Here is a 21669-nt window from a genome sequence, read left to right on the forward strand (position 1 = left end):
GGGGACTCCGGACATGGACGCTGCTCCAGGCCATCGAAATGAAGCCGCGCTCGAGCTCGGCGAGAAGGGCATTCCCGGGCTGAAGCGGCCGCTGCCGCTCGCCGCGGTCGGCGCCCAGGACTGGCATTTGCTCCGCGAGGATCTGCCGCTTCCCGTCGCGGTGATCAAGGAGGCGGCGCTCAGGCACAACAGCGAATGGATGCGCGATTTCCTGGCTGGCGGCGGGGCGAGCATCGCGCCGCACGGCAAGACCACCATGAGCCCGGCTCTGTTCGACCTGCAGATCGACGACGGCGCCTGGGGCATCACCCTGTCCACCGCCCATCAGGTGCAGGTCGCCCGCAAATTCGGCTACAGGCGGATCTTCCTGGCCAACCAGCTCGTCGGTCGCTCGGCGATCGACTATGTGCTGGGCGAGCTGCGGGACGATAACGATTTCGAGTTCTATTGCCTGGTCGACTCGGCGGCGAATGCGGCGGCGATCGCCGCCGCGGCGACGCGTCTCGGACTGAAGCGTCCGGTGAATCTCCTGGTGGAATTGGGTTACGCCGGCGGCCGGACCGGCTGCCGGACGATCGAGGAGGCCGTCTCTCTGGCTTCCTTCGTCAGTCGCACCGACGCCGTCGCGCTGAGCGGGGTCGAGGGGTTCGAAGGGCTCTTGCGCGGCGAAACGCCGGAGAAGGCGGCGGCCCTGGTCGGTGGCTTTCTGGACGATCTGGTGACCCTTGCCGAGCGCTGCGCGCGGGATGGCCTGTTCTCCACCGAAACGGTCATTCTGAGCGCTGGCGGATCATCGTTTTATGATCTCGTGGTCGCCAGGCTCTCGGCGGCGAAGCTCGATCGCCCGACCGTCGTCCTGCTGCGCTCCGGCTGCTACATCACCCACGATTCCCACATGTATGTGCGGGCCTTCGAAGCCCTGCGCGCTCGCAATCCGGGCCTCGCGGCGGCCGGCGGCGGGCTTCGGCCGGCGCTCGAGATCTGGGCCTATGTCCAGTCCAGGCCGGAGCCGACAAAGGCCATTCTCGGTTTCGGCAAGCGGGATACCTCTTATGACGACCCGCCGCTGGCGCTGTCGTGGTTTCGGCCGGGCGGCGGCATGGCCCGGCCGGTTCCCGTGCCGCCGGGCCATGAGGTGCAGCGCCTCAACGACCAGCATTGCCACATGGCGATCCCCGCGGACTCGCCGCTCGCGGTCGGCGACATGGTGGCCTTCGGCATCTCCCATCCCTGCCTGACCTTCGACAAGTGGCGGATCATCCATCTCGTCGACGAGGGCTACCGGGTGGCGGCCTCGATCCGGACCTACTTCTAGCAACGCGGCCTGCCGGCGCCGAAAAGCCCTATGCAGCCCAGGAACAACATCATGAAACCCGAAAAGTCGAAGGTCTATCTGATCACCGGCGCCGCCAGCGGCATTGGCGCCGCCACCGCGAAGCTCGCCGTGTCGCTCGGCCACAGAGTGGTGGTCGCCGATATCAACGACACCGGCGCGAGCGCCGTCGCGGACAGGCTCGGTCCCGCCGCCGTGGCGATGCATCTCGACATTTGCGTGGAGGCGCAGTGGCAGGCGGTCCTGGACGAGGTCTGGACGCGCTTCGGCCGCCTCGACGTTCTGATCAACAATGCCGCGGTGGTGCATACGGGTTATGCCCGCGACGTGCCGGTCGAGAAGCACGAGCACACGCTGGCGACCAATTTCATGGGGCCGTTGATCGGCATGCTCACCGCGCTTCCGCGCTTCAAGCGGCAGGGCTTCGGGCATCTCGTGACCGTCTGCAGCATGACGGCCTTCCTGCCGTTTCCAGGCATCGCGAGCTATGCCGCGGCCAAGCACGCGCTTCGGGCGTTCCATCACGGCATGGCGCTGGAGGAACGCGACGGGCCGGTCGCCTTTTCGATCATTCATCCGAGCTCGACGGAGACGCCGATGCTGGACAAGGAGGCCGAGGACGATGCCATGGCGCTGGCATTCGCCGGGCCCTCCATGACGCCGGAGCATGTGGCCGAAGTGATCCTGAAGGCGGTCAAGGCGAAGACCGTCGAGGTGTTCATGCCGCCGGAGCGGGGCAAGGTGGTGCGCCGCGTCGGCACCAATCCGCGCAGCCTGAAAGCGCTGGTCGAGCGCAACGAGGTCATCGGCCGGGAGCGGCTTGCCGCGCGCCGCGCGGGTCTGGCTGATGGCGCCAGGGCGGCCGTGCCGGTCGTCCGGGATTGACCGGGGTGGTGCCGATGACGGCCGGGGTGATGCCTCGGGTCGGTCGTCACAAAATGATATATCAAAAATGACATTTTTGATGTCACCGATATAGACATCAATTTTGATATATGATTTCTTGACAATCTCAACGAACGGCAAAGTTCGCGGGCGGGCGGCGGAGAGCCGGGAGACTTGTCCCGGCTCGGTCTTCGCCGGCGCAGAACCCGCATTCAGAGGTGGAGCGTCATCATGCAACGTCGCCGGTTTCTTTCGACAGCTTCGGCCGCCCTTGGCCTGTCCGTCCTGCCCTTCGGGGGAGGTCCGGCGCGATCGGCGGAGCGGGCACGCACCCTGCGCTTCGTGCCGCAGGCCGATCTGGCGGTTCTCGATCCGCTCGGCACCACCGCCTACGTGACGCGCAATCATGCGCTGATGGTGTTCGACACGCTCTACGGCATCGACGATCAGCTGAACCCCCAGCCGCAGATGATCGAAGGCCACGTCATCGAGAATGACGGCAAGACCTGGCGCCTCACCTTGCGCGAGGGCTTGCGCTTTCACGATGGCGAGCCGGTTCTGTCCCGCGACGTCGTGGCCAGCATCAGGCGCTGGGGCAAGCGCGACATCTATGCCGGCGCGCTGATGAGCGTGGTCGACGATCTCGTGGCGGTGTCCGATCGGGTCGTCGAGTTTCGCCTGTCGCGGCCGTTCCGGCAGTTGCCGGACGTGCTCGGCAAGGTCGGCTCCAACATTGCCGCGATCATGCCCGAACGGCTGGCCAAGACCGATGCCTTCACGCAAGTGAGCGAGATCGTCGGCAGCGGACCGTTCAAGTTCATTGCGCGGGAGAGAAATCCCGGGGCGTTGAACGTCTATGAGAAATTCGAGGGCTACGTGCCGCGAGGCGGCACGCCCAGTTACATGGCCGGCCCTAAGGTCGCCCATTTCGACCGCGTCGAATGGCATAGCCTGCCCGACCCTTCGACCGCGGCGGCGGCGCTTCAGGCCGGCGAAGTCGATTGGTGGGAGCAGCCGACCTCGGACCTGACGCCCATGCTGCGGCTGAGCCGCGTCATCAAGGTGCAGAACCAGGATCCGGCCGGCCTCACCGGGCTGATGCGGTTCAACCATCTGCAGCCGCCTTTCGACAACCCGGCGCTCCGCCGGGCCGTCCTCGGCGCCATCATGCAGTCCGACTACATGATTGCCGCGGCCGGCGAAGACCGCGCGATGTGGCGCGACAGGATGGGCTTCTTCCATCCGGACTCGCCAATGGCCAGCACGGCCGGGCTCGACAGCTTCCCGGCCAAGCCGGACCTCGCCAAGGTCAAGGCCGCGGTGCAGGCGGCCGGCTACAAGAACGAGCGGGTGGTGATGATCGCGACGGCCGACTTCCCGGTCATCAACATCATGAGCCAGATCGCCGCGGACGTGCTCCAGAAGGTCGGCTTGAACGTCGACTATCAGACCGCCGACTGGGCCACCGTCTCGGCGCGCATGCAGTCCAAGGAGCCGGTGGCCAAGGGCGGCTGGAGCGTCACCTGCAATTTCACCGCCGGTACCGGCATCTATAATCCGGCCGCCCATACCTGGCTGAGAAGCAATGGCGAGAAGGCCTTTGTCGGCTGGCCGTCCATTCCGGAGATCGAGAAACTGCGGCTCGACTGGTTCGACGCTCCCGATCTCGCCGCGCAGCAGCGGATCTGCCAGGACATCCAGAAGATCGCCTTCGAACAGGTGCCCTATGTGCCGCTCGGGTTTTTCTATCAGCCGACCGCCTTCCGGTCCTACCTGACGGGAATGTTGAAGGGCGTGCCGCTCTTCTACAATATCCGCCGGGCCTAGAGCCCGCGCGACGGGATCGCCGGCGAGACCTCCCCCACTGAACAGCCGGCCGCGCGCCCACGGCGGGCGTGGCCGGCCTCGCGGCGGCCTGGCTGATGTGGCGCCGGCGGCGTGCGGGCGCCGGGCCGGCCGCCTGCGCCAGAGATGGAATTGGAGTTTCAGATGCTCGAGATCGATCCCTTGGCCGCCCACTATCCGATCGATCCGGACCGGCTGGATCTGGTCGAGGAGTTCCGGCGAGCGCCCAAGGGGCCGCATAGCGACGCGCTTCAGAAGGTGCTGCACCGGATGCGCTGGAGCGGCGAGGCCAGGCGCTATTGCGCCGTCGTCGTCGAACCCGGCCGGAAATGGTTGCTCGGCCGCCTGCCGCTCAAGCGCGGCCAGCCCATCGAAAAATTCCCCGACACGATCTTCACCAGCCTGGCCGATGTCGAGTGGGAGGTCTTCCGCCGACGTTGGGAAGCGATCACCGGCCGCGCCATCGCGCCCCGCTCACAGGACCAAGCACAATGATCGATACCACGTCCATCCTGGGCTATGCTTGGCCGGTTTCGGCCGCGGCCGGCGAAGACATCGCCTTTCACCTGAGCAGCCCGTCGCTGGCAAAGGCCAATCTCCGGGTCGTGCGCGTCCGTTGCGGCGACCAGGACCCGGCGGGTCCGGGCTTGCGCACCACGCCGGTGCAGGCACCGATCGATGGGCCGGTCAGCCTCACCGAGCAGCCGATCCATCTGGGATCCTATGCGAGCTTCAGTGACCGGCCGGTGTTCCAGGCCGCGGGCGACCTGTCCTTCGGCTGCTACCTTTTCCCGACCTTGGTCGGGGAGGGAGCCCAGACGATCGCATCGCGCTGGAACGCCGCGCTCGGTGCCGGATGGAAGCTGGAAATCGATGCCGGCGGCCATCTCTGCATGGTCGTGGCCGCGGCCGGCCAACGGGTGGTGGCGCGCGCGCCGAAACCGCTTTTGACCCGGGAATGGGTCTTTGTCGGCGGCGTCGTCGCCTTGAGCCGGGGCGAGGTCGAGGTCCACCAGCTGAGCCTGACCCGCGATGGCGGCCGCGATACCAGCGGATCGGCCAAGGTCGCGGGGCCGACGTCGATCGTATGGCCAGCGGGTATTGACCTTATCCTGGCGGCCGAGGCTTCCGGCGCGGCTTACCCGGCCAGTGGCACGACGGGTCATTTCAACGGCAAGATCGATCGTCCGAGGATCTATGGCCGTGCCCTGCCACCGGCCGAGCTGCGCGGCCTGGTCGAGGCATTGCGGCCGGCCGGCACCGATCCGGACCTGCTGGCCGCCTGGGATTTCAGCCAGGGCATCTCGACCGACCGGATCACCGATCTCTCCGCCAACCGTTGTGACGGCAGAGTGCATCAACTGCCGATGCGCGGCGCGACCGGGGCGAACTGGGACGGACAATCGCTGAGCTGGACCGAAGTGCCGCACCAATACGGCGCCATTCACTTCCATGAGGACGATTTCGAGGATTGCGGCTGGCAGCCGACCTGCAGCCTGTCGATCCCGGCGGACTGGAGGTCTGGGTTTTACGCACTGGAACTCACCGGTGACTTGCCGACCGGCCGGGTCGAGAGCTACGTGCCCTTCTTCGTGCGGGCGCCGCGTGGCCAGGCCACCGCGCCGCTGCTGGTGGTCGCCTCGACCGCGACCTTCCTCGCCTATGCCAATATCGGCACCCGGCTCGACCAGTCGGGTTTCGAGGTGCACAGCGAAGGCCTGGTCACGCTCAGCGCCGACGATGTCTATCTCAGCGAACATCGCGAACTCGGGCTGTCGACCTATGACACCCATAGCGACGGCAGCGGCGTCTGCTATTCGTCCGGAGCCCGGCCCATCCTCAACATGCGGCCGCGCGGCAATACCTTCAACTATGTCAACGATACCCATCTGCTCGACTGGCTCGACGAGCAGCGGATCCCCTACGACGTCCTGACCGACGAGGATATCGACCGGCAAGGGGCCCAGGCGCTCGCGCCCTACCGGACCGTCATCACCGGCTCGCATCCCGAATATTTTTCCAGGCCGATGTTCGACGCCTTCGAGGCCTACCAGAACGCCGGCGGCCGGCACATGTATCTCGGCGGCAACGGCTTTTATTGGCGCATCGCCTTTCATCCCACCCGTATCGGCCAGATCGAGATCCGCCGCGGCGATACCGGCACGCGCACCTGGGAAGGCGAGGCCGGCGAGAACCACCTCTCCTTCACCGGCGAGCCGAGCGGGCTGTGGCGCAGCAATGGCCGGCCGCCGCAGCGCCTCGTCGGCGTCGGTTTCGATGCCCAGGTCTTCGACCGCTCGTCGTTCTACCGGCGGCTGCCCGACAGCTTCGTTCCGCAGATGGCCTTCGCTTTCGAAGGCATCGGCGCCGATGAGCGCATCGGCGATTTCGGGCTCAGGCTCGGCGGCGCGGCGGGGCTGGAAATCGACCGGGCCGACCGGACGCTGGGGTCCGCGCCCAACCTCCGGGTGCTCGCGACCGCCGATCAGATCGGCCAGGGCGGCCTGCCGACGCCGGAGGAGTTTCGCACCACCCATCGCGGCCTGACCGGCGACCAGAATGCCCGGGTCCGTGCCGATATTGTCTTCTTCGAGACCTCGGCGGGCGGGGCGGTGTTTTCGACCGGATCGATCGCCTGGTGCTGCGCGCTGTCGCACAATGGCTATGACAACAATGTCAGCCGCCTGACCGGCAATGTGCTGCGCCGCTTCCTCGATCCCCGGCCGTTCGCCGAATAGGCGTCCGGCAGACCCATCCGAGACCCGAGGGAGCACCTATGCCGCGACATCCCGCGACCGACGATTCCGGGCCATCCATGGCGGCGATCCTGGCCGGCAAGGCCCGACTGATCCCCGTGCTGCAGGTGGAGAATGTCGATCACGCCGAGCCGCTTCTTCTGGCGCTCGAGACCGCCGGCATCACCGCGATCGAAGTGACCTTGCGGACAGCGGGTGCGCTCGAGGTGATCAGGCGGATGAGCCGGCTGGCCAGGCATGCGACGGTCGGCGCGGGCACCCTGACGCGTCCCGGGCAATTTGCCGAGGTGCTGGATGCCGGCGCCGGCTTCGCCGTCAGTCCGGCCCTGACGCCGGTCTTGGCGGAAGCAGCCTACGCCGCGGGCCTGCCTTATGTGCCGGGTGTCGCGACGCCGTCTGAGGTGCTGCGGGCGCGGGAGCTCGGCTTCCACGAGCTGAAGTTCTTCCCCGCCGACCTGATGGGCGGGGCCGGCTGGCTTCGCCACATGCTGCCGCTCTATCCGGATGTCCGGTTCTGCCCGACGGGTGGAGTTTCCGACGGCAATGTCGGCGACTACCTGGGCCTGGCCAACGTTTTCGCCGCCGGCGGGGTCTATCTGGCGCCGGCCAGGCTCATCGCGGAAGCGCGCTGGGGCGAGATCCAGCAAGGGGCCACGCAATCCGTGGCGGTGGCTTCGCCGTTTCAGGGAGGTGAGGTGCCCGGGCGCGTTCGCCTTGATCGTGATCGTTTCGGATGAAAGCGCATTGCATCAAGATTGGCCGACACATCTCCAGGGCAATCAACCGTTACGCTTGCTCCGCTCCTGGACCAAGGTAAGGGCGACCGTCAGCAGCATGAAGACGACGGCGACGCCGAACACGCCGGCGGGGTAGCCGTGGTCGAGCAGGCCGGCGAACAGGATCGGGCCGGCGGCGCCGCCGACATTGAAGCCGGTCGAGACGATGCCGAAGACGCGTCCCTCGGCGCCGGGCGGGGCGGCGGCGCGCACCAGCATGTCGCGCGAGGGCGTGATGACCCCGGCCAGGAAGCCGGCCGCGCCCATCAGGACCACGAGCACGATCGGCGGCAGGCTGACTAGCGCGATGATCGACACCAGCACGGCGGTTGCCAGAAAGGCGCCGGCGGCCAGTTGTCCGTGGCGCGTGGTGCGGTCGGCCAGCGCCCCGCCGGCCAGCACGCCGAAGGCGCTGGCGAACAGGAAGGCGGTGAGCGCGCCATTGGCCAGCGCCAAGTCCAGGCCGTAGCCGGCGATGAAGGCCGCCACCGAGAAATTCTGGATACCGCCGGTGCTGAGGTTGAGCAGAACGAAGAGCAGGGTCAAGGACACGACGGCGGGTGTGAACAGCGACGACCGGCCGCCGGTCGCGGCGGCCACGGCGCGGGCGCGCGGACCGGCCAGGGGCGGCGGCGGGCCGGTCAGGAGCAGCGCGGCGACGGCGAAGCCGAGCAGGCCGGAGGCGGCGAAGGCCATCTTGATGCCGGCAAAGGCGGCGATGCCCATCAGGATGGCGGGCGCCACCGCCGTGCCGAGAAAACCGGCGAAGGTGTGGATCGAAAAGGCGCGCCCCATCCGCTTGCCGTCGACGCCGGCCGACAGCAGCGCATAATCGGCGGGGTGGTAGACGCCGTTGGCGAGACCGGCGGCGGCCATGGCGAGCAGCAGCCAGGCGTAACCGTCGAGAAAGGCGAGGGACAGGAGGCCCGATCCGCCGGTGAGCAAGGCGCCGATCAGCATGCGCCGCGCACCCAGCCGGTCGGTGAGAAAGCCCATGGGCGTCTGCACCACCAGCGACACCAGGTTGAACACGGTCAGGGCCGAGCCGACCTGGATGAAACTCAGGCCGAGATAGCCGGGCAGCAGCGGCAGCAGCGCCGGCAGCGTCATGATGTGGAAGTGGCTGACCAGATGGGCGGCCGAGACATGGGCGAGCAATGTCGCCTCTTGTCGTCTTGGCACGGGCACATCGTCCGTCGACGCGGTCATCTGCGGGAGGCTCTTTCGCGCTACAGGCCGACGGGCCGTTGCATGCCATGATATCGGGCCGGCAACCTACTCCGCCGGCCGGCCTTGCGCCAACGGCCAAAAGCGAGCGGCCGCCCCGATATTTCAGGCCATCTGGAGGCTCGGGCCGCGAGCAAGGGAGCGATGCATGGCGGCCTGATGGACTTCGTCCGGCGATCTGACCCAAATGCGCGCGTGACATCGGGCCGCCCCAATCGCGTTTCAGAGGACCAGGGCGGCATGGGATACGTGTTTGGGTGGGAACCGACGACATGGCAGGCAGCGGCGCCATCTATCCCGACCTCGAAGGCCGGTCGGTCATCGTCACCGGCGGCGGGTCGGGCATCGGCAGCGCCATCGTCAGGGCCTTTGCGCGCCAGAAGGCCAAGGTCGGCTTCATCGACATCGCGGAGGACCCGTCGCGGGCGCTGGCGGCCGAGCTTGGCGAACATGTTCATTTCGAACGTGCCGATCTGACCGATATCGATGCGCTGCGCGCCGCGATCGCCGCGATCCGGGACCGGCACGGCCCGGTCGACGTGCTCATCAACAATGCCGCGCGCGACGACCGTCATGCGACAGGCGATGTCACCCCGGCCTATTTCGACGAACGCATCGCGGTGAACCTGAAGCACCAGTTCTTCGCGGCCCAGGCCGTGCTGCCCGACATGGTGGCGCGCGGCGGCGGCGCGATCGTCAATTTCGGCTCGATCTCCTGGATGCAGGGCAGCGGCGGAATGGCCATCTACACCGCGGCGAAATCGGCCGTGCTCGGCCTGACCCGCTCGCTCGCGCGCGACTACGGCCCCCACAATGTCAGGGTCAACGCCATCGCGCCGGGCTGGATCCTCACCGAACGGCAGAAGGAAAAGTGGATCACGCCGCAGGGCGAGGCGCAGATGCTCGCCGCCCAGTGCCTCAAGCGCTGGCTGAAGCCCGAGGAGGTCGCGCGCTTCGCGGTGTTCCTCGCCTCGGAAGAAGCCTCGGCCTGCACCAGCCAGCATTATGTCGTCGATGGCGGCTGGGTCTGATCCGATGGCGAAGCACTTCGGGGACGTGCGCGGCGCAGAGGTCGTCGAGGCGGCGATCGCCGCGAGCGGCATTCGCGCAAAAGTCATTTCCTATGGGGCCATCCTGCGCGATCTCGTGATCGACACGCCGAACGGACCGGTCCGCGTCGTGCTCGGCTATGACCGGCTGGAGGACTATCTCACGCGGCGCGGTTATGTCGGTGCCATTGTCGGGCGTTACGGCAATCGCATCGCCGCCGCCCGCTTCAGGCTCGACGGCAAGGCCTATGCGCTCGAGCCGAACGAAGGCCCGAACCAGTTGCATGGCGGCCCGGACGGCTTCTCCAGCCGGGTCTGGCGGCTGGTCGAGGCGGACGCCGCGCGTGTCGTATTCGACCTTGTCTCGCCGGATGGCGACATGGGTTTTCCCGGACGGCTCGTGGCGCGCGTCATTTACGAGACGCCGGCGCCGCTGACGCTCAGGATCACCACCGAGGCGGTCTGCGACCAGCCGACGCCGGTCAACATCATCTCCCACGCCTATTACAATCTCGACGGCGGCGGCGACGTGCGCGACCACCAGCTTCAGATCGCGGCGCACCGGGTGACCGCGACCGACGCCGCGCTGATCCCGACCGGAGTATGGGCTGACGTGGCCGGGACCGCCTTCGATTTTCGCACGCGCCGCCGTGTCGGGGCAGGGGGCATCCGCTACGACATCAATTATGCGCTCGACCACGCCGGAGGCGGGCTTTTCCAGGGAGCGGAACTCCGGGCCGGCCGATCGGGCCTGGCCATGGAGCTCTGGACCAGCGAGCCGGGCATCCAGTTCTATGACGGCGCGGGGCTCGGTGCCCCCTTCGGCCCCCATGGCGGGCTGTGCCTGGAGGCCCAGCGCTTTCCCGACGCACCGAACCATCCGGCCTTTCCGCCGGCGATCCTGCGGCCCGGCGAGACGTCCCGCCAGGTCGTCGAGCTGCGGTTCCGGACCTGAGCCCGGTCGGCAGCGGCTCGCGCCATGCCGTTCAAGTCCCGCTCCATGCGCCGCAACCCGTCGCAAGGCGCCGCAATGTCGGATCGTGGCGCCATTCTCTAATTCGTTTGTTCAGCGGCGCACGACGCGGCCGACACCAACGAGGAGAACCGACATGGCCTTCCGCAGCCTCCGCACCGCAGCCGCCGCCCTCGCCGTCGCCGCCGCCGGCATGGCTTTCCACACGGCCCCCGCCGGCGCCCAGGTCATGTATGGCGGCTACGATCTCGGCCCGAATTACGGCGCCATGATCGAACAGCAGCTCGAGCGCGGCCGCCAGATGCAGGGCCAGATGGCCCAGCGCGAGCAGCAGATCATCGCCCAGGTGATGCAGGATCCGCGCGCCGCCGCCATGTACCAGCAGCACCGCGCCCAGGGCGGCCAGATGTCGCCGCAGCAATTCGCCTATATGTATGCCGCCACCGGCGGTTTCTCGCGGGAGGGCACCGCCGCCTTCCAGCGCAACGAGGCCGCCAATGGCCGCGCCGAGCACAATACCGCTCTGGGCCTGCGCCAGGCGGAAGCCAATCGCGGCCAGGCGCAGCAGGGCTATATCAATGGCGGCCATGCCATCAACCAGGAAGCCGGCAACGGCCTGCAGGGCCGCGGCACCTATGTCGGCCCGAACGGCCAGAGCTATGTGCTGCCCACGATCCAGCCCGGCCAGATCCAGCGCGATCCCAATACCGGCGCCGCCTTCGTCATGAACAACCAGGGCCAGTACTTCATGTACACGCCCAATGGCTGGCAGCCGATGCGCTCGGCCTACTGACGGCGCGTGATGGCTGCCCCGGCGCGGCCCTCTTGCCGAAACGGCGCCCGGCGCGGATCATCCGCCGCCGGGCTTTTTCGAAGCAGGAAGACGTCAAGGAGCGACGCCATGGCCTATGGCAGACTGTTCGCGCTAGTTCTTGCCGGCATCGTCCTTGCCACGCTGGCGGCCCCCGTGCGAGCCGAGGAGCCCGCCGGCAATGCCGCGCCCGATTTCGAGGCGATGCTCCGCACGCAGATCGAGCGGCACCGCGCCATGACCGAGCAGGCCGCGGCGCGGATCCAGCAGCGTGTGGACGCGCTCGCCGCGACGCCGGCCTTCCAGCAGGCCTATGAGGCCTACCGCTCCGCCGGAGGCCGCCTCACGGTCGACCAATATGGCCTCGCCCATCTGGCCACCGGCGGCTTCAACGGCGGCCGGATCGACCCGGACCAGGCCTATGCCTTCGCGACAAGGCGGCCCGATCCCTACGGCCCGGAGAGGCCCCGTCGCCCCGAAGCCGATGGGGGCCGGTTCGGCTATCATGCTCCCGGCGCGGTCGTGGCCGGGATGACGCGGCTCGTCCTGCCCGATGGCCGGTCCGTTACCTTGCCGGCCCTGCCGCCATCCATCCCCTATCGTGACGGCGCGACCGCCCAGACCTATGTCATGACACCCGAGGGCCGCTATTTCGTCTGGGTGGGCGGCAGCGACTGGGTCGAGCTGCGCCGGGCGGAATGATCATCCGCTGCGTCCGGCCTTCCCGCCCGTTGATTCACCATCCATACTGGCCGTCCCGCCGCATCGTGCAGATCGGGGCAGGCGTGGCCGGGACGAGCGCCTGCGACGATCGTCGCAACGTCATGGCCCTGACAGTGGGAAGGCCGATGGACGGCGCCGTTCAGACATTTCTCCTGGCCTTTTCCGGCCTGATTTCGATCGTCAATCCGATCGGCGCCGCCTTGATCTTCAGCCAGGTCACGGCGGGGCGCTCGCAGGCCGAGCGCAGCGAACTGGCGCGCAAGATCGGCCTCTATTCGGCCCTGGTCATGCTCGGCGCGCTCTGGGGTGGCGCCTATGTCCTGAGCTTTTTCGGCATCAGCCTGTCGGCGCTGCGCATTGCCGGCGGCCTGGTGGTCGCGGTGAGCGCCTGGAACCTGCTGCAGACGCCCGAGCGCAACGAGGAGCGCAAGCAGCAGCAGGCGTCAGAGGCCGAAGGCATCAACGACGTCGCCTTCTTTCCCCTGACCATGCCGTTCACCACCGGGCCGGGCACCATTTCCGTGGCGATCGCGCTCGGCTCCAATCTGCCGCTGAACCGGCCGGGTTTCGCGCCGATCATCGTCGGCGCTTCGGCGGCCGCGCTCGCCGTCGCGGTGGCGGTCTGGCTGTCCTACGCCTTCGCCGACCGGCTCGTCACCTTGCTCGGCCATTCCAGGGCGCGCGTCCTCGCGCGGATCGCCGCCTTCCTGCTGCTTTGCGTGGGAACGCAGATCACCCTCAATGGGATCAGCGACTTTATTAAAGCGCTTTAGCAGGTATCTGAGGCGTTATTCGGTGTTTCCAGCACAGGCTGTCGTCAAAGCGCGATTAGATCAGATTGAAGCGCTGCATCGAGGATAGCCGTCCTTCGAGGCTCGCAAGAGCTCGCACCTCAGGATGAGGTGTGTAAGTGACCTGCATAAGCGTTGTTCATGAAGCGTTGAGGGTGTCGCACATTCGGCACCGCCGCCACTGCAACACTCTACGTCCCTCATCCTGAGGTGCGAGCTCTTGCGAGCCTCGAAGGACGGCTATCCTCGATGCAATGCTTGAAACCGAATGATTAAATTCTACCGGGGCGGCAGGCGCAGCGGGCTGTCGCGCCGGACCAGCCTGATCTCGAACAGCTTGGGCCAGAGCTTGCCGGTGACGAACAGCCGGCCGCGGCTGTCATGGGCGATGCCGTTCAGCACGTCGGGCCGGCCGCCGACCGGCCCTTGCGAGGTCAGCAGCCCGCGCAGATCGATCCAGCCGACCACGTGGCCGGTCGCGGGGTTGATCCGGGCGATCCGGTCGGTCTGCCAGATATTGGCGAAGATCTCGCCGTCGATCCATTCGAGCTCGTTCAGCTGGTCCACTGGCCGGCCATTGGCGGTCACCGTGATCCGGCTGCGTTCCCGCAAGGTCTCGGGATCGAGGAAGCGCAGCGCGGCGGTGCCGTCGCTCATCACCAGCGCGTCGGCGCTGCGGGTCAGGCCCCAGCCCTCGCCGGGATAGCGGAACTCCTGCTTCAGTTGGAAACTCTTGAGGTCCCAGACGAAGCCGCGCTGTTCCTGCCAGGTCAGGCCGATGATGCGGTCGCCCCAATCGGTGATGCCTTCGCCGAAGGATTGCGCCGGCAGGTGCTGGATCTGCACGACCTTGCCGGTTTCCGGCTCCACCTTGCGAATGGTCGAACGGCCATAGAGCCCGGTGCTCTCGAAGAAATAGCCGTCCCGGTAGAACAGCCCCTGGGTGAAGGCGTTCGGGTCATGGGGAAAGGCACGCACCACCTCATAGGAATAGACGGGGATGGTGTCGGTCTGCGGCTGCAGCGTGAAGGCCGAGAGGCCGATGGCGGCGACCAGCACGGCCGAGGCCAGAACCTGGCGCCGACCGCGGGAGACCGTGGCCACGCCGCGCCGCGCGCCATGGACCAGAACCGTTGCGAGTTTCGAAATCATCGATCGCCATCAAGCAGGACTGCCCGGAGCCTAGGCGATCGGCCATTTGCGGTGAAGTGGAAACCGCCCGGCCGGTGCCGATCTCCGCCGTCAAAAATGCGTCACCACCCAGAGCAGCAGCGCCGGTTCGTCGCCGATATTGCGCGAATGATGCGGCGTCGTCGTGAGATAGCTGTAGCTGTCGCCTTCCTCGAGCACGAAGCTCTCGCCGTCGATCGACATCTCCAGCTTACCTTTCAGCACGACGCCGGCCTCCCGGCCCGTATGGGCGGCCTTGCGCTTGCCGAATGTCGCGCCCGGCTGGACCGTCGAGATCATCAGCTCGAGTTCCTCGCCCATTTGCGGCGAGAGCACTTCGGTGGCGATGCCGCCTTGCTCGTAGGACCGTCTGGCTCCGCGCCGCACGATCAGGCCGCGCTCGCGGGCGGGCGCCGTATCGGGGTCGGTGAGGAACCAGCTCACCTGCACGCCGAGGCAGACGCTGATCGCATAGAGGTCCTTCAGGGCCGGCTTCGACAGGCCGCGCTCGATCTGGCTGACGAAGCCGACCGACCGGTCGATCCGTGCGGCGAGCTCGGTGACGCGAAGGCCGCGCGAGCGTCTGAGCCGCCGGATCTCCTCGCCGAGATTCGCCAGGACGTGTGGCGTTTCCGCGCCCGAGGATGCGGATGCGCCCCCGTTGTCATCAGTGATTTCCAAGTGCCGATCCTTTTTTGCCTTGACAAAGGTCCAACTTCCAATTTCAGATCCATGAAAAAACACGTCCAATTTTTCATATGGAGCTGACATGCAGTCGACGACGTTCACGGTGCCCGATCGGAGCCCGCTCTTCAAGGCCATGCCGCGTTACTACAAGGGCTATCGCAAGCTCAGTGTCATTTGCGAGGCGTCGCGCGCCGGCATCGAGAAGGCGCTGCCGCAGGGCTTCGAATTCGCCGGCAATCTCGTCGAAGTCTTCGTCATGCATTGCCCGGAGGTCTATGACGTCGCCAATCCCGAGATGGGCCCCAGGAACTATCTGGAAGGCGGCGTCGTGGTTCCCGCGCGCTATGGCGATCTGGTCGGCGGCCATGTGCTCTACGAATATGTCACGACCGACGACTCGATGGCCGGCGGCCGCGAAGTCTGGGGCTATCCGAAAAAGCTCGGCGAGGTCGGCTTCGACGAGCATCCGAACGGCGCGATCACCGCCACCGTGTCGCGCCTCGGACGCACACTGATCGACGCGCGGTTCACGCCGGGCGAGGGCGAGTTCGACAAGCCGACGCTGCATCCCCGCCTGCAGGTCAAGCGCATTCCGCGCGCCGACGGGGAGGGGTTCGACGTCGATCAGGTGATCCGCAACGAGCTGCGCGACGCCAAGCTCATCAGCCGCGTCGGCGGAACCGCCACCGTCGCCCTCGGCGGCTCGACGATCATGGATCCGGTCTTCGAACTCGAGATCGGCCGCGTCGTCGGCGCCGAATTCGTGATCGCCGATTTCATGCTCGACTACGGCTCGATCTACGAGGACCGGCTGGCCGGACAGCGGGCGCGCTGAGCGCACGCCTGTCGCCGAGACCGTTCAGGAAGAACAATCCGGAGGAAGAACACCATGAACAAACGCCATTTCCTGATGACCGGCGCCGCAACCGCCGTCGCCCTGGCGGCGCCGGCGGTCTGGCGCCGCGCCCACGCCGCGGAGACCATCACGGTCCGCGATCCCGGCGGATCCTATGTCGACGCCTTTCGCGAGGCGTTCTACCTGCCCTTCGAAGCCAAGACCGGCATCAAGGTCGTGCCGGCGGCGGCGTCCCACGAGCCGACCGCGCAGATCAAGGCGATGGTGGAATCGAAGTCCTATACCTGGGACGTCGCGCTGCTCAGCCTGGCCGCCCACAACCAGTTGATGACCGAAAGCCTGCTGGAGCCGCTGCGGATCGAAGGCTCGGCCTTCGACGACCTGCCGGCCGGCTATCGCACGCCGAGCTTCGCCGGCATCGATGTCTATGTCGCGGTGCTGGCCTTCCGCACCGACACGATGAAGACGCCGCCGCAGTCCTGGGCGGATTTCTGGAATCCCCGGACGTTTCCGGGCCGGCGTTCCCTGCGCAGCAATCCGTTCGACACGATCGAGCAGGCCTTGATGGCCGATGGCGTGCCGACGAACGCGGTCTACCCTTGCGATCTCGACCGGGCCTTCAAGAGCCTCGACCGCATCCGCCAGAATATCGACGTCTGGTGGCGGCAAGGCGCCCAGTCGTCGCAGCTGATCCAGAGCGGCGAGGTCGACATGATCGCGATCTGGAACGGCGCCGCCCAGCGCGTCATCGATGCGGGCGCGCCGGTCAAGCTGGTCTGGAACCAGAATATCGCCGGCGTCGAGGGATGGTGCATCCTGAAGGGCACGCCGAAGGCGCGGCCGGCGCGCGAATTCGTCGCTTTCTGCATGCGGCCGGAGCAGCAGGCCATTCTGGCCAAGCACATGGCTTACGGGCCGACCAATCCGAAGGCCTACGATCATATCGACCCGGGTCGGGCCTCCGTGCTCAGCACGCATCCGGACTACCGCAAGTCCGCGCTGCTGATCGACAATGATTATTGGGCGGCCAACAAGGACAAGGCGCTCGAGCGCTTCAACGCCTGGATCGCCCGCTGACCCCGACGATGGACGCCGCGCCGGCGACAGACTGCAAATGAAGGTTCACTTCCGTTGACGACGCATCCGAAACTTCGCGTAAAGACGCTGAGCAAGAGCTACGCAAACTTCGTGGCCCTTGCGGATGCGAGCTTCGACATGCGTGAGGGCGAGTTCCTCACGCTGCTCGGGCCCTCGGGGTCGGGCAAGACCACCTTGCTGTCCTTGATCGCCGGGCTCGCCGCGCCGAGCGGCGGCGAGATCTGGATCGACGGCCGCAATGCCACGCATGTGCCGAGCAAGGCACGCGATCTCGGGCTGGTGTTCCAGAACTACGCCCTGTTCCCGCACCTGAGCGTGTTCGAGAACATCGCCTTTCCGCTGCGGATGCGCCGCCGCGCGCAAGCCGACATCCGGCGGGCCGTCGGCGAGGTGCTGAAGATCGTCCAGTTGGAGGCCTTCTCCGAACGCCTGCCGGCGGAATTGTCCGGCGGCCAGCAGCAGCGCGTCGCCCTGGCGCGCTGCTTCGTCTACCAGCCGTCGATCATCCTGATGGACGAGCCGCTCGGCGCGCTCGATAAGAAGCTGCGCGAGCATATGCAGCGCGAGATCCGGCGGCTGTCGCGCGAGGTCGGTGCCAGCGTGATCTATGTCACCCACGACCAGGAGGAGGCGCTGGTCATGAGCGACCGGATCTGCCTGGTCAACAAGGGACGCCTCGAGCAGATCGGCGCGCCCTCCGATCTCTATTTCACGCCACAAACCTTGTTCGCCGCGAATTTCATTGGCGAGTCGAACCTGCTCGATGTCGAAGTGCTGAGCGCCGACACGGTGTCGCGCCATGGCGCGACCCTGCGCTGCAGGACGCCGATAGCGATTGCCGGGCGCCGCGCGACCCTGGTCGTCCGGCCGGAGAGCCTGAAACTGCTCGGCGCGGACGAGCCGGCGGAGAACGTCATCGAGGCTGTCGTCGACGATGCCGTCCTGACCGGACCGCTGACCCGTATCACCGCCCGCGACGGGCGCGGCGACCTGCTGGTTGCGGTGGCGCCGAGCCGGTTGGGCGGCCTCGCGCTCGCACCGGGCACCACGGTCCGGCTCGGCTTCGATGCCCAGTCGGCGGTCGCGCTGGCCGCGGAAGGGACGCCATCGTGAGTGCCGAGATCGCCTGGTTGCGCAGGACCGCGCCGCTTCTGCCGGCGACCGGGCTGCTGACATTCCTGTTTCTCATCCCCGTGCTCGGATTGCTCGCGCTGAGCGTCCTGTCGAGCGATGGCGGCCTGTCGCTCGAGCACTACCGGCGGCTGTTCGCGACGAAATCCTATGTCGACAGCCTCGGCACGACGCTGAAGATTTCCACCTGGACGGCGCTGCTCTCGGTTGGCCTCGGCTACCCGCTGGCTTATTTCATCGCGCGGCAGCGCCTGTCGATCGGCGGGCTGCTCTTGCTCGGCGTGCTCATTCCCTACTGGTCCGGCGTGCTGCTGCGCACCTTTGCCTGGCTGGTGCTGCTCGGTCGCCGCGGACCGGTCAACGGCACGCTGACGCAGCTCGGCATCGTCGATGCGCCGGTGCAGTTCCTGTTCCACACCGGCGGCGTCCTGCTCGGCATGGTCAATGCCTATGTGCCGATCGCCGTGCTGCTGATGACCTCGGCGATGCAGTCGATCGACCGCCGCCTGGAGACCGCCGCCGCGACCATGGGCGCGGGGTCCGCCCAATCGTTCTGGCGGGTCTATCTTCCGCTCTCCATGCCGGGTGTGGCGGCGGCGCTGCTGCTGGTGTTCATCTCCAGCCTCGGCACGTTCATCACGCCGGCGCTGCTCGGCTCGGGCCGTGAAGTCATGATCGCCCAGGTGATCATCGACCAGGTCGAGCAATTGCTGAACTGGGGTTTCGCCGGCGCGGTCGCGATGCTGCTCCTCGTCGTGACCCTGGCGGTGTTCATCCTGTTCAACGCCCTGTTCGGCGCGTCGGCGCTGCTTGGCCGGGGCGCTGCGCCACGGATGACGCGCCTTGGGCGTCTCTCGGGCGCGGCCGGCCGGGCCATTGTCGGAACGCTCGGTTCGGGCTTCGACAGGATCGAAGCCCTCTTGCCGCGGCGCCCGGCGCGGCGGCGAGGCGGCAATCTCCCGCTGGCGATCGTCGCGCTTGGCGTTCTCGCGGTGCTCATCGTGCCGGCACTGTTCCTGGTGCCGGTATCCTTCACCGGCGGCAGCTTCATGGAGTGGCCGCCGCGCAACTTCTCGCTGCGCTGGTACGAGATGGTGCTGACCTCGGACCAATGGCTGCGCGCCGCCATCCGCTCGCTGGTGGTCGGCGTCGCGACGGCGTTGCTGTCCGTGCTCATTGGACTGCCGGCGGCCATGGCATTCACCCGGGGGGCCTTTCGCGGCCGGACGGCATTGCTGGGCTTCGTGCTGTCGCCGATGATCATTCCGCATATCCTGATCGCGGTGGCCCTGTTCTACCTGTTCGCCCGCACCGGCCTCGTCGGCACCAATATCGGCCTGATCCTCGGGCACACGGTCGTTTGCCTGCCTTACACCGTCATCGCGCTCATGGCGGTGCTGTCGACCTATGACCGGCGGCTCGATCAGGCCGCGGACACGCTGGGGGCCTCGACCTGGCAAAGGGTATGGCTGATCACGCTGCCACTGATCCGCCCCGGGCTCGCCGCGGCCTTCCTGATCGCCTTCGTCACCTCCTTCGAGGAGCTGACGATTGCCATGTTCGTCACCGGCGGGCTGACCGCGACGCTGCCGAAGCAGCTCTGGTCGGAAATGCTCATGGCGGCGAGCCCGGCTCTGGCGGCGGTGTCGACGGTCATGCTGGTGTTCATTTCCGCCGTGATCGTGTTCGCTTATGCCCTGAGGAGCCGATCGTCCCCCGGCGGCGGCGCGCCGAATATCTGAGCGGCCCTTTCGGATGTGTGCCGACGCCGTGAGGGGCGGTCACCAGGGCTCGACCGGGGCGGCGCGGCTGATGACGGTCCGCGCCGGCCGGCAAGCCGCGCTGTCCACGGCGCCAAGTTTTTGCTCATCGAGCGTTGATCCGCTCGATGTCCGGCAGTACCCACGTTTTGTCGAACAGCGGCTTTTCCGGCCCATAGAAGCGGAAGAGGACTTCGAACTGCCCGCCGGCCTTGGTCGGCACCCAGTTGGTTTCCTTGCCTGCCGATGCGCGCGGTCCGAACCAGATGTCGACGGAACCATCCGCGTTCGCCTGCAGACCGGGGCTCTGCGATGAACGCCCGGAACGGGCCGTGTCGCGAATGAGGGCATGGGTTCGGCGGTCATAGGCCGTCGCCGACCAGTACTGGGTCACCGGCGCGTTCGCCGGGACCGTCAGGCGATACGTGTTGGCGCCCGAGAAGTTCTGGCCGTCCTTGTCCTTGATCGCCATCAGATAGTACTGCCCGACCCCGGGATGCTTGGCGCTGAAGAACGCCATGGTGTAGACGACGCCGCGGCCTTCGACCGGGTAGCTGTCCGGATTTGCGTACTGGGTCTGAAGACCTTCGACAACCTCGGGCAGGATGGGAAACGTCCACCGGCGCCCCGGGTAGTAGGGCGAGAACATGGTTTCGTATTTCAGCTCCAGCCAGGCGTGGGCCTCGCCGGCCGCCGTATTCAGCAGCCGCTGCGTCGCCGTGTCGGGACGGAACGGCTTGCCTTTCTCGATGCCGATCGCCTTCAGCTGATCGATCATCGCCTTGTCGCGGGTGAGCCAGGGCTCCTGCTGCACGAAACGGTCGAGCGATTGGAAGAACCGCAGGTCGTATGGGATCGTGGAATCGTAGAGCACGCCGGCGGCGTCGAGCAGCACGGTCGCCGGCGGACTGGCCGCCTGGCTGAACGGATACAGCTTGATCCGCTTGCCATAGGCCACGGCCGCTTCGACATCGGCCTTGCTGCCGCTCTTCAGGATCGAGCGGAGCAAGGCATAACCCTGATGATTGCCCGACGGCAGCGCGAAATAGCCGTCCGGTACCGCAGCCTGATGGCCCGGCGGCAGGACCAGATATTTGCCGCCTGCGCCCTTGTCGGCGCCGGCCGGGCCGACATCCTCAAGGGCCGCCTGCCACGGGTCCATGATGCTGCCGTTGATCACGCCATCGCCGGCCGGCGGAATCTCGATCACCACCGGCCCATCCTTCGTGTTGAAGAAGGCCATGAGGTAGATGACGTCAGGGTTGGGCGTCAGCGTCTGGTTGCGCCAGTCGAGCAGGCCGGACCAGTAGACGATCTGGTTCGGCCCACCGCCGAGCTTGAGCATTTGCTGATACATGAGATCGTAGTTGACCGCCGGGACGCCCCAGATGACGGCTTCGACGGCACGGCGCGCGAGGGTGCGACGTGCGAGGTCATCGGCGGTGAGGCGCGGCGCGGGCGCCGATGTCTGTGCGCGTGCCGGCGCCGGCGCGCCGGTTGCTCCGGCCACGAGTGCAGCCGCGCTCAGAAGTGTTTCCCTTCTATTCATAGCAACCTCCGCCATTCCAGCGCTTTCGCCGGCGCTCTTCTCGCCGATCATGCCGAGCAACGCGCCGCCCAATCTACGCGGCGGGAACAGAGTTCCGCTCAGGTCGAAACCTGAGACCTGAGGGGAATTCACCTCAGATACGGCCTTCGCTTCGGATAGCCCGACACCTCGGGGTGTGCCGGCGCCCACCGCTGCGCGGCGCGATCCTTCGCCGCAAATCGGCCCGGCGCGGTGGGCGCGCCGATATCT

General features: G+C 67.0%; 19 protein-coding genes. 15 read left to right on the forward strand and 4 right to left on the reverse strand.

The annotated features are described in order from the left end of the window. Positions 1–13 precede the first annotated feature (13 nt). The 6 genes from AC07WJ_RS24255 to eda all read left to right on the forward strand — a co-directional run bounded on the left by AC07WJ_RS24255 (position 14) and on the right by eda (position 7556). Complete coding sequence (locus AC07WJ_RS24255) at positions 14–1315, forward strand: amino acid deaminase (RefSeq protein ID WP_494937242.1); 1302 nt, start codon at positions 14–16, stop codon at positions 1313–1315. Positions 1316–1366: 51 nt separating this feature from the next. Beyond that, a complete protein-coding gene (locus AC07WJ_RS24260; protein ID WP_494937243.1) occupies positions 1367–2218 on the forward strand; it encodes an SDR family oxidoreductase in 852 nt (283 codons plus the stop codon). A gap of 231 nt (positions 2219–2449) precedes the next feature. Further along, on the forward strand, positions 2450–4045 hold the full coding sequence (locus AC07WJ_RS24265) for an ABC transporter substrate-binding protein (RefSeq protein ID WP_494937244.1): 1596 nt from the start codon (positions 2450–2452) through the stop codon (positions 4043–4045). A 162-nt stretch (positions 4046–4207) separates the two neighbouring features. Further along, a complete protein-coding gene (locus AC07WJ_RS24270) occupies positions 4208–4558 on the forward strand; it encodes a N,N-dimethylformamidase alpha subunit family protein (protein WP_494937245.1) in 351 nt (116 codons plus the stop codon). After that, positions 4555–6801 (forward strand): N,N-dimethylformamidase beta subunit family domain-containing protein, encoded by a 2247-nt coding sequence (locus tag AC07WJ_RS24275; protein ID WP_494937246.1) that lies wholly within the window; start codon positions 4555–4557, stop codon positions 6799–6801. Before AC07WJ_RS24270 ends, AC07WJ_RS24275 begins: the two co-directional genes overlap by 4 nt. Positions 6802–6839: 38 nt before the next feature. Further along, entirely contained in the window at positions 6840–7556 is a 717-nt protein-coding gene (gene eda, locus AC07WJ_RS24280; protein WP_494937247.1) for a bifunctional 4-hydroxy-2-oxoglutarate aldolase/2-dehydro-3-deoxy-phosphogluconate aldolase, read from the forward strand. Positions 7557–7598: 42 nt separating this feature from the next. On the opposite strand, the gene AC07WJ_RS24285 is transcribed toward eda, so the two are convergent. After that, positions 7599–8804, reverse strand: coding sequence for an MFS transporter (locus tag AC07WJ_RS24285; RefSeq protein WP_494937248.1), 1206 nt, complete (start codon positions 8802–8804; stop codon positions 7599–7601). A 290-nt stretch (positions 8805–9094) separates the two neighbouring features. Here AC07WJ_RS24285 and AC07WJ_RS24290 point away from each other — a divergent pair, with 290 nt between their 5' ends. The 5 genes from AC07WJ_RS24290 to AC07WJ_RS24310 all read left to right on the forward strand — a co-directional run bounded on the left by AC07WJ_RS24290 (position 9095) and on the right by AC07WJ_RS24310 (position 13151). Beyond that, positions 9095–9853: an SDR family NAD(P)-dependent oxidoreductase gene (locus tag AC07WJ_RS24290; RefSeq protein WP_494937249.1), complete on the forward strand. Its 759-nt coding sequence runs from the start codon at positions 9095–9097 to the stop codon at positions 9851–9853. A gap of 4 nt (positions 9854–9857) precedes the next feature. Continuing rightward, positions 9858–10826 carry an aldose epimerase family protein gene (locus AC07WJ_RS24295; protein ID WP_494937250.1) on the forward strand — a complete coding sequence of 323 codons (969 nt, stop codon included), beginning with the start codon at positions 9858–9860 and terminating at the stop codon, positions 10824–10826. Positions 10827–10980: 154 nt separating this feature from the next. Beyond that, a complete protein-coding gene (locus AC07WJ_RS24300; RefSeq protein WP_494937251.1) occupies positions 10981–11637 on the forward strand; it encodes a hypothetical protein in 657 nt (218 codons plus the stop codon). Positions 11638–11745: 108 nt separating this feature from the next. Then, positions 11746–12357: a hypothetical protein gene (locus AC07WJ_RS24305; protein WP_494937252.1), complete on the forward strand. Its 612-nt coding sequence runs from the start codon at positions 11746–11748 to the stop codon at positions 12355–12357. A gap of 146 nt (positions 12358–12503) precedes the next feature. Beyond that, the gene (locus tag AC07WJ_RS24310; RefSeq protein WP_494937253.1) at positions 12504–13151 is read left to right on the forward strand and encodes a MarC family protein; all 648 of its coding nucleotides are present in this window, start codon (positions 12504–12506) and stop codon (positions 13149–13151) included. A gap of 297 nt (positions 13152–13448) precedes the next feature. Here AC07WJ_RS24310 and AC07WJ_RS24315 read toward each other — a convergent pair whose 3' ends face one another. Next, positions 13449–14321, reverse strand: a complete 873-nt coding sequence (locus tag AC07WJ_RS24315) for a glutaminyl-peptide cyclotransferase (RefSeq protein WP_494937254.1) — start codon at positions 14319–14321, stop codon at positions 13449–13451. 90 nt (positions 14322–14411) lie between these two features. After that, positions 14412–15128 (reverse strand): helix-turn-helix domain-containing protein, encoded by a 717-nt coding sequence (locus AC07WJ_RS24320; protein WP_494937255.1) that lies wholly within the window; start codon positions 15126–15128, stop codon positions 14412–14414. Between AC07WJ_RS24320 and AC07WJ_RS24325 the strand changes: the two genes are divergently transcribed. The 4 genes from AC07WJ_RS24325 (at position 15109) to AC07WJ_RS24340 (ending at position 19853) form a co-directional block, all read left to right on the forward strand. Next, positions 15109–15861: an acetoacetate decarboxylase family protein gene (locus tag AC07WJ_RS24325; RefSeq protein WP_494937256.1), complete on the forward strand. Its 753-nt coding sequence runs from the start codon at positions 15109–15111 to the stop codon at positions 15859–15861. The genes AC07WJ_RS24320 and AC07WJ_RS24325 overlap by 20 nt on opposite strands. Before the next feature lie 54 nt (positions 15862–15915). Continuing rightward, positions 15916–16959, forward strand: a complete 1044-nt coding sequence (locus AC07WJ_RS24330; RefSeq protein WP_494937257.1) for an ABC transporter substrate-binding protein — start codon at positions 15916–15918, stop codon at positions 16957–16959. Positions 16960–17070: 111 nt separating this feature from the next. After that, positions 17071–18093 carry an ABC transporter ATP-binding protein gene (locus AC07WJ_RS24335; RefSeq protein WP_494937258.1) on the forward strand — a complete coding sequence of 341 codons (1023 nt, stop codon included), beginning with the start codon at positions 17071–17073 and terminating at the stop codon, positions 18091–18093. Beyond that, positions 18090–19853, forward strand: a complete 1764-nt coding sequence (locus AC07WJ_RS24340) for an ABC transporter permease subunit (protein ID WP_494937259.1) — start codon at positions 18090–18092, stop codon at positions 19851–19853. The genes AC07WJ_RS24335 and AC07WJ_RS24340 overlap by 4 nt, the downstream gene beginning before the upstream one ends. Positions 19854–19977: 124 nt before the next feature. On the opposite strand, the gene AC07WJ_RS24345 is transcribed toward AC07WJ_RS24340, so the two are convergent. After that, complete coding sequence (locus AC07WJ_RS24345; protein WP_494937260.1) at positions 19978–21471, reverse strand: DUF1254 domain-containing protein; 1494 nt, start codon at positions 21469–21471, stop codon at positions 19978–19980. Between the last annotated feature and the right edge of the window lie 198 nt (positions 21472–21669).

This window comes from Phreatobacter sp. GW821-FHT04C01 (assembly GCF_059420385.1).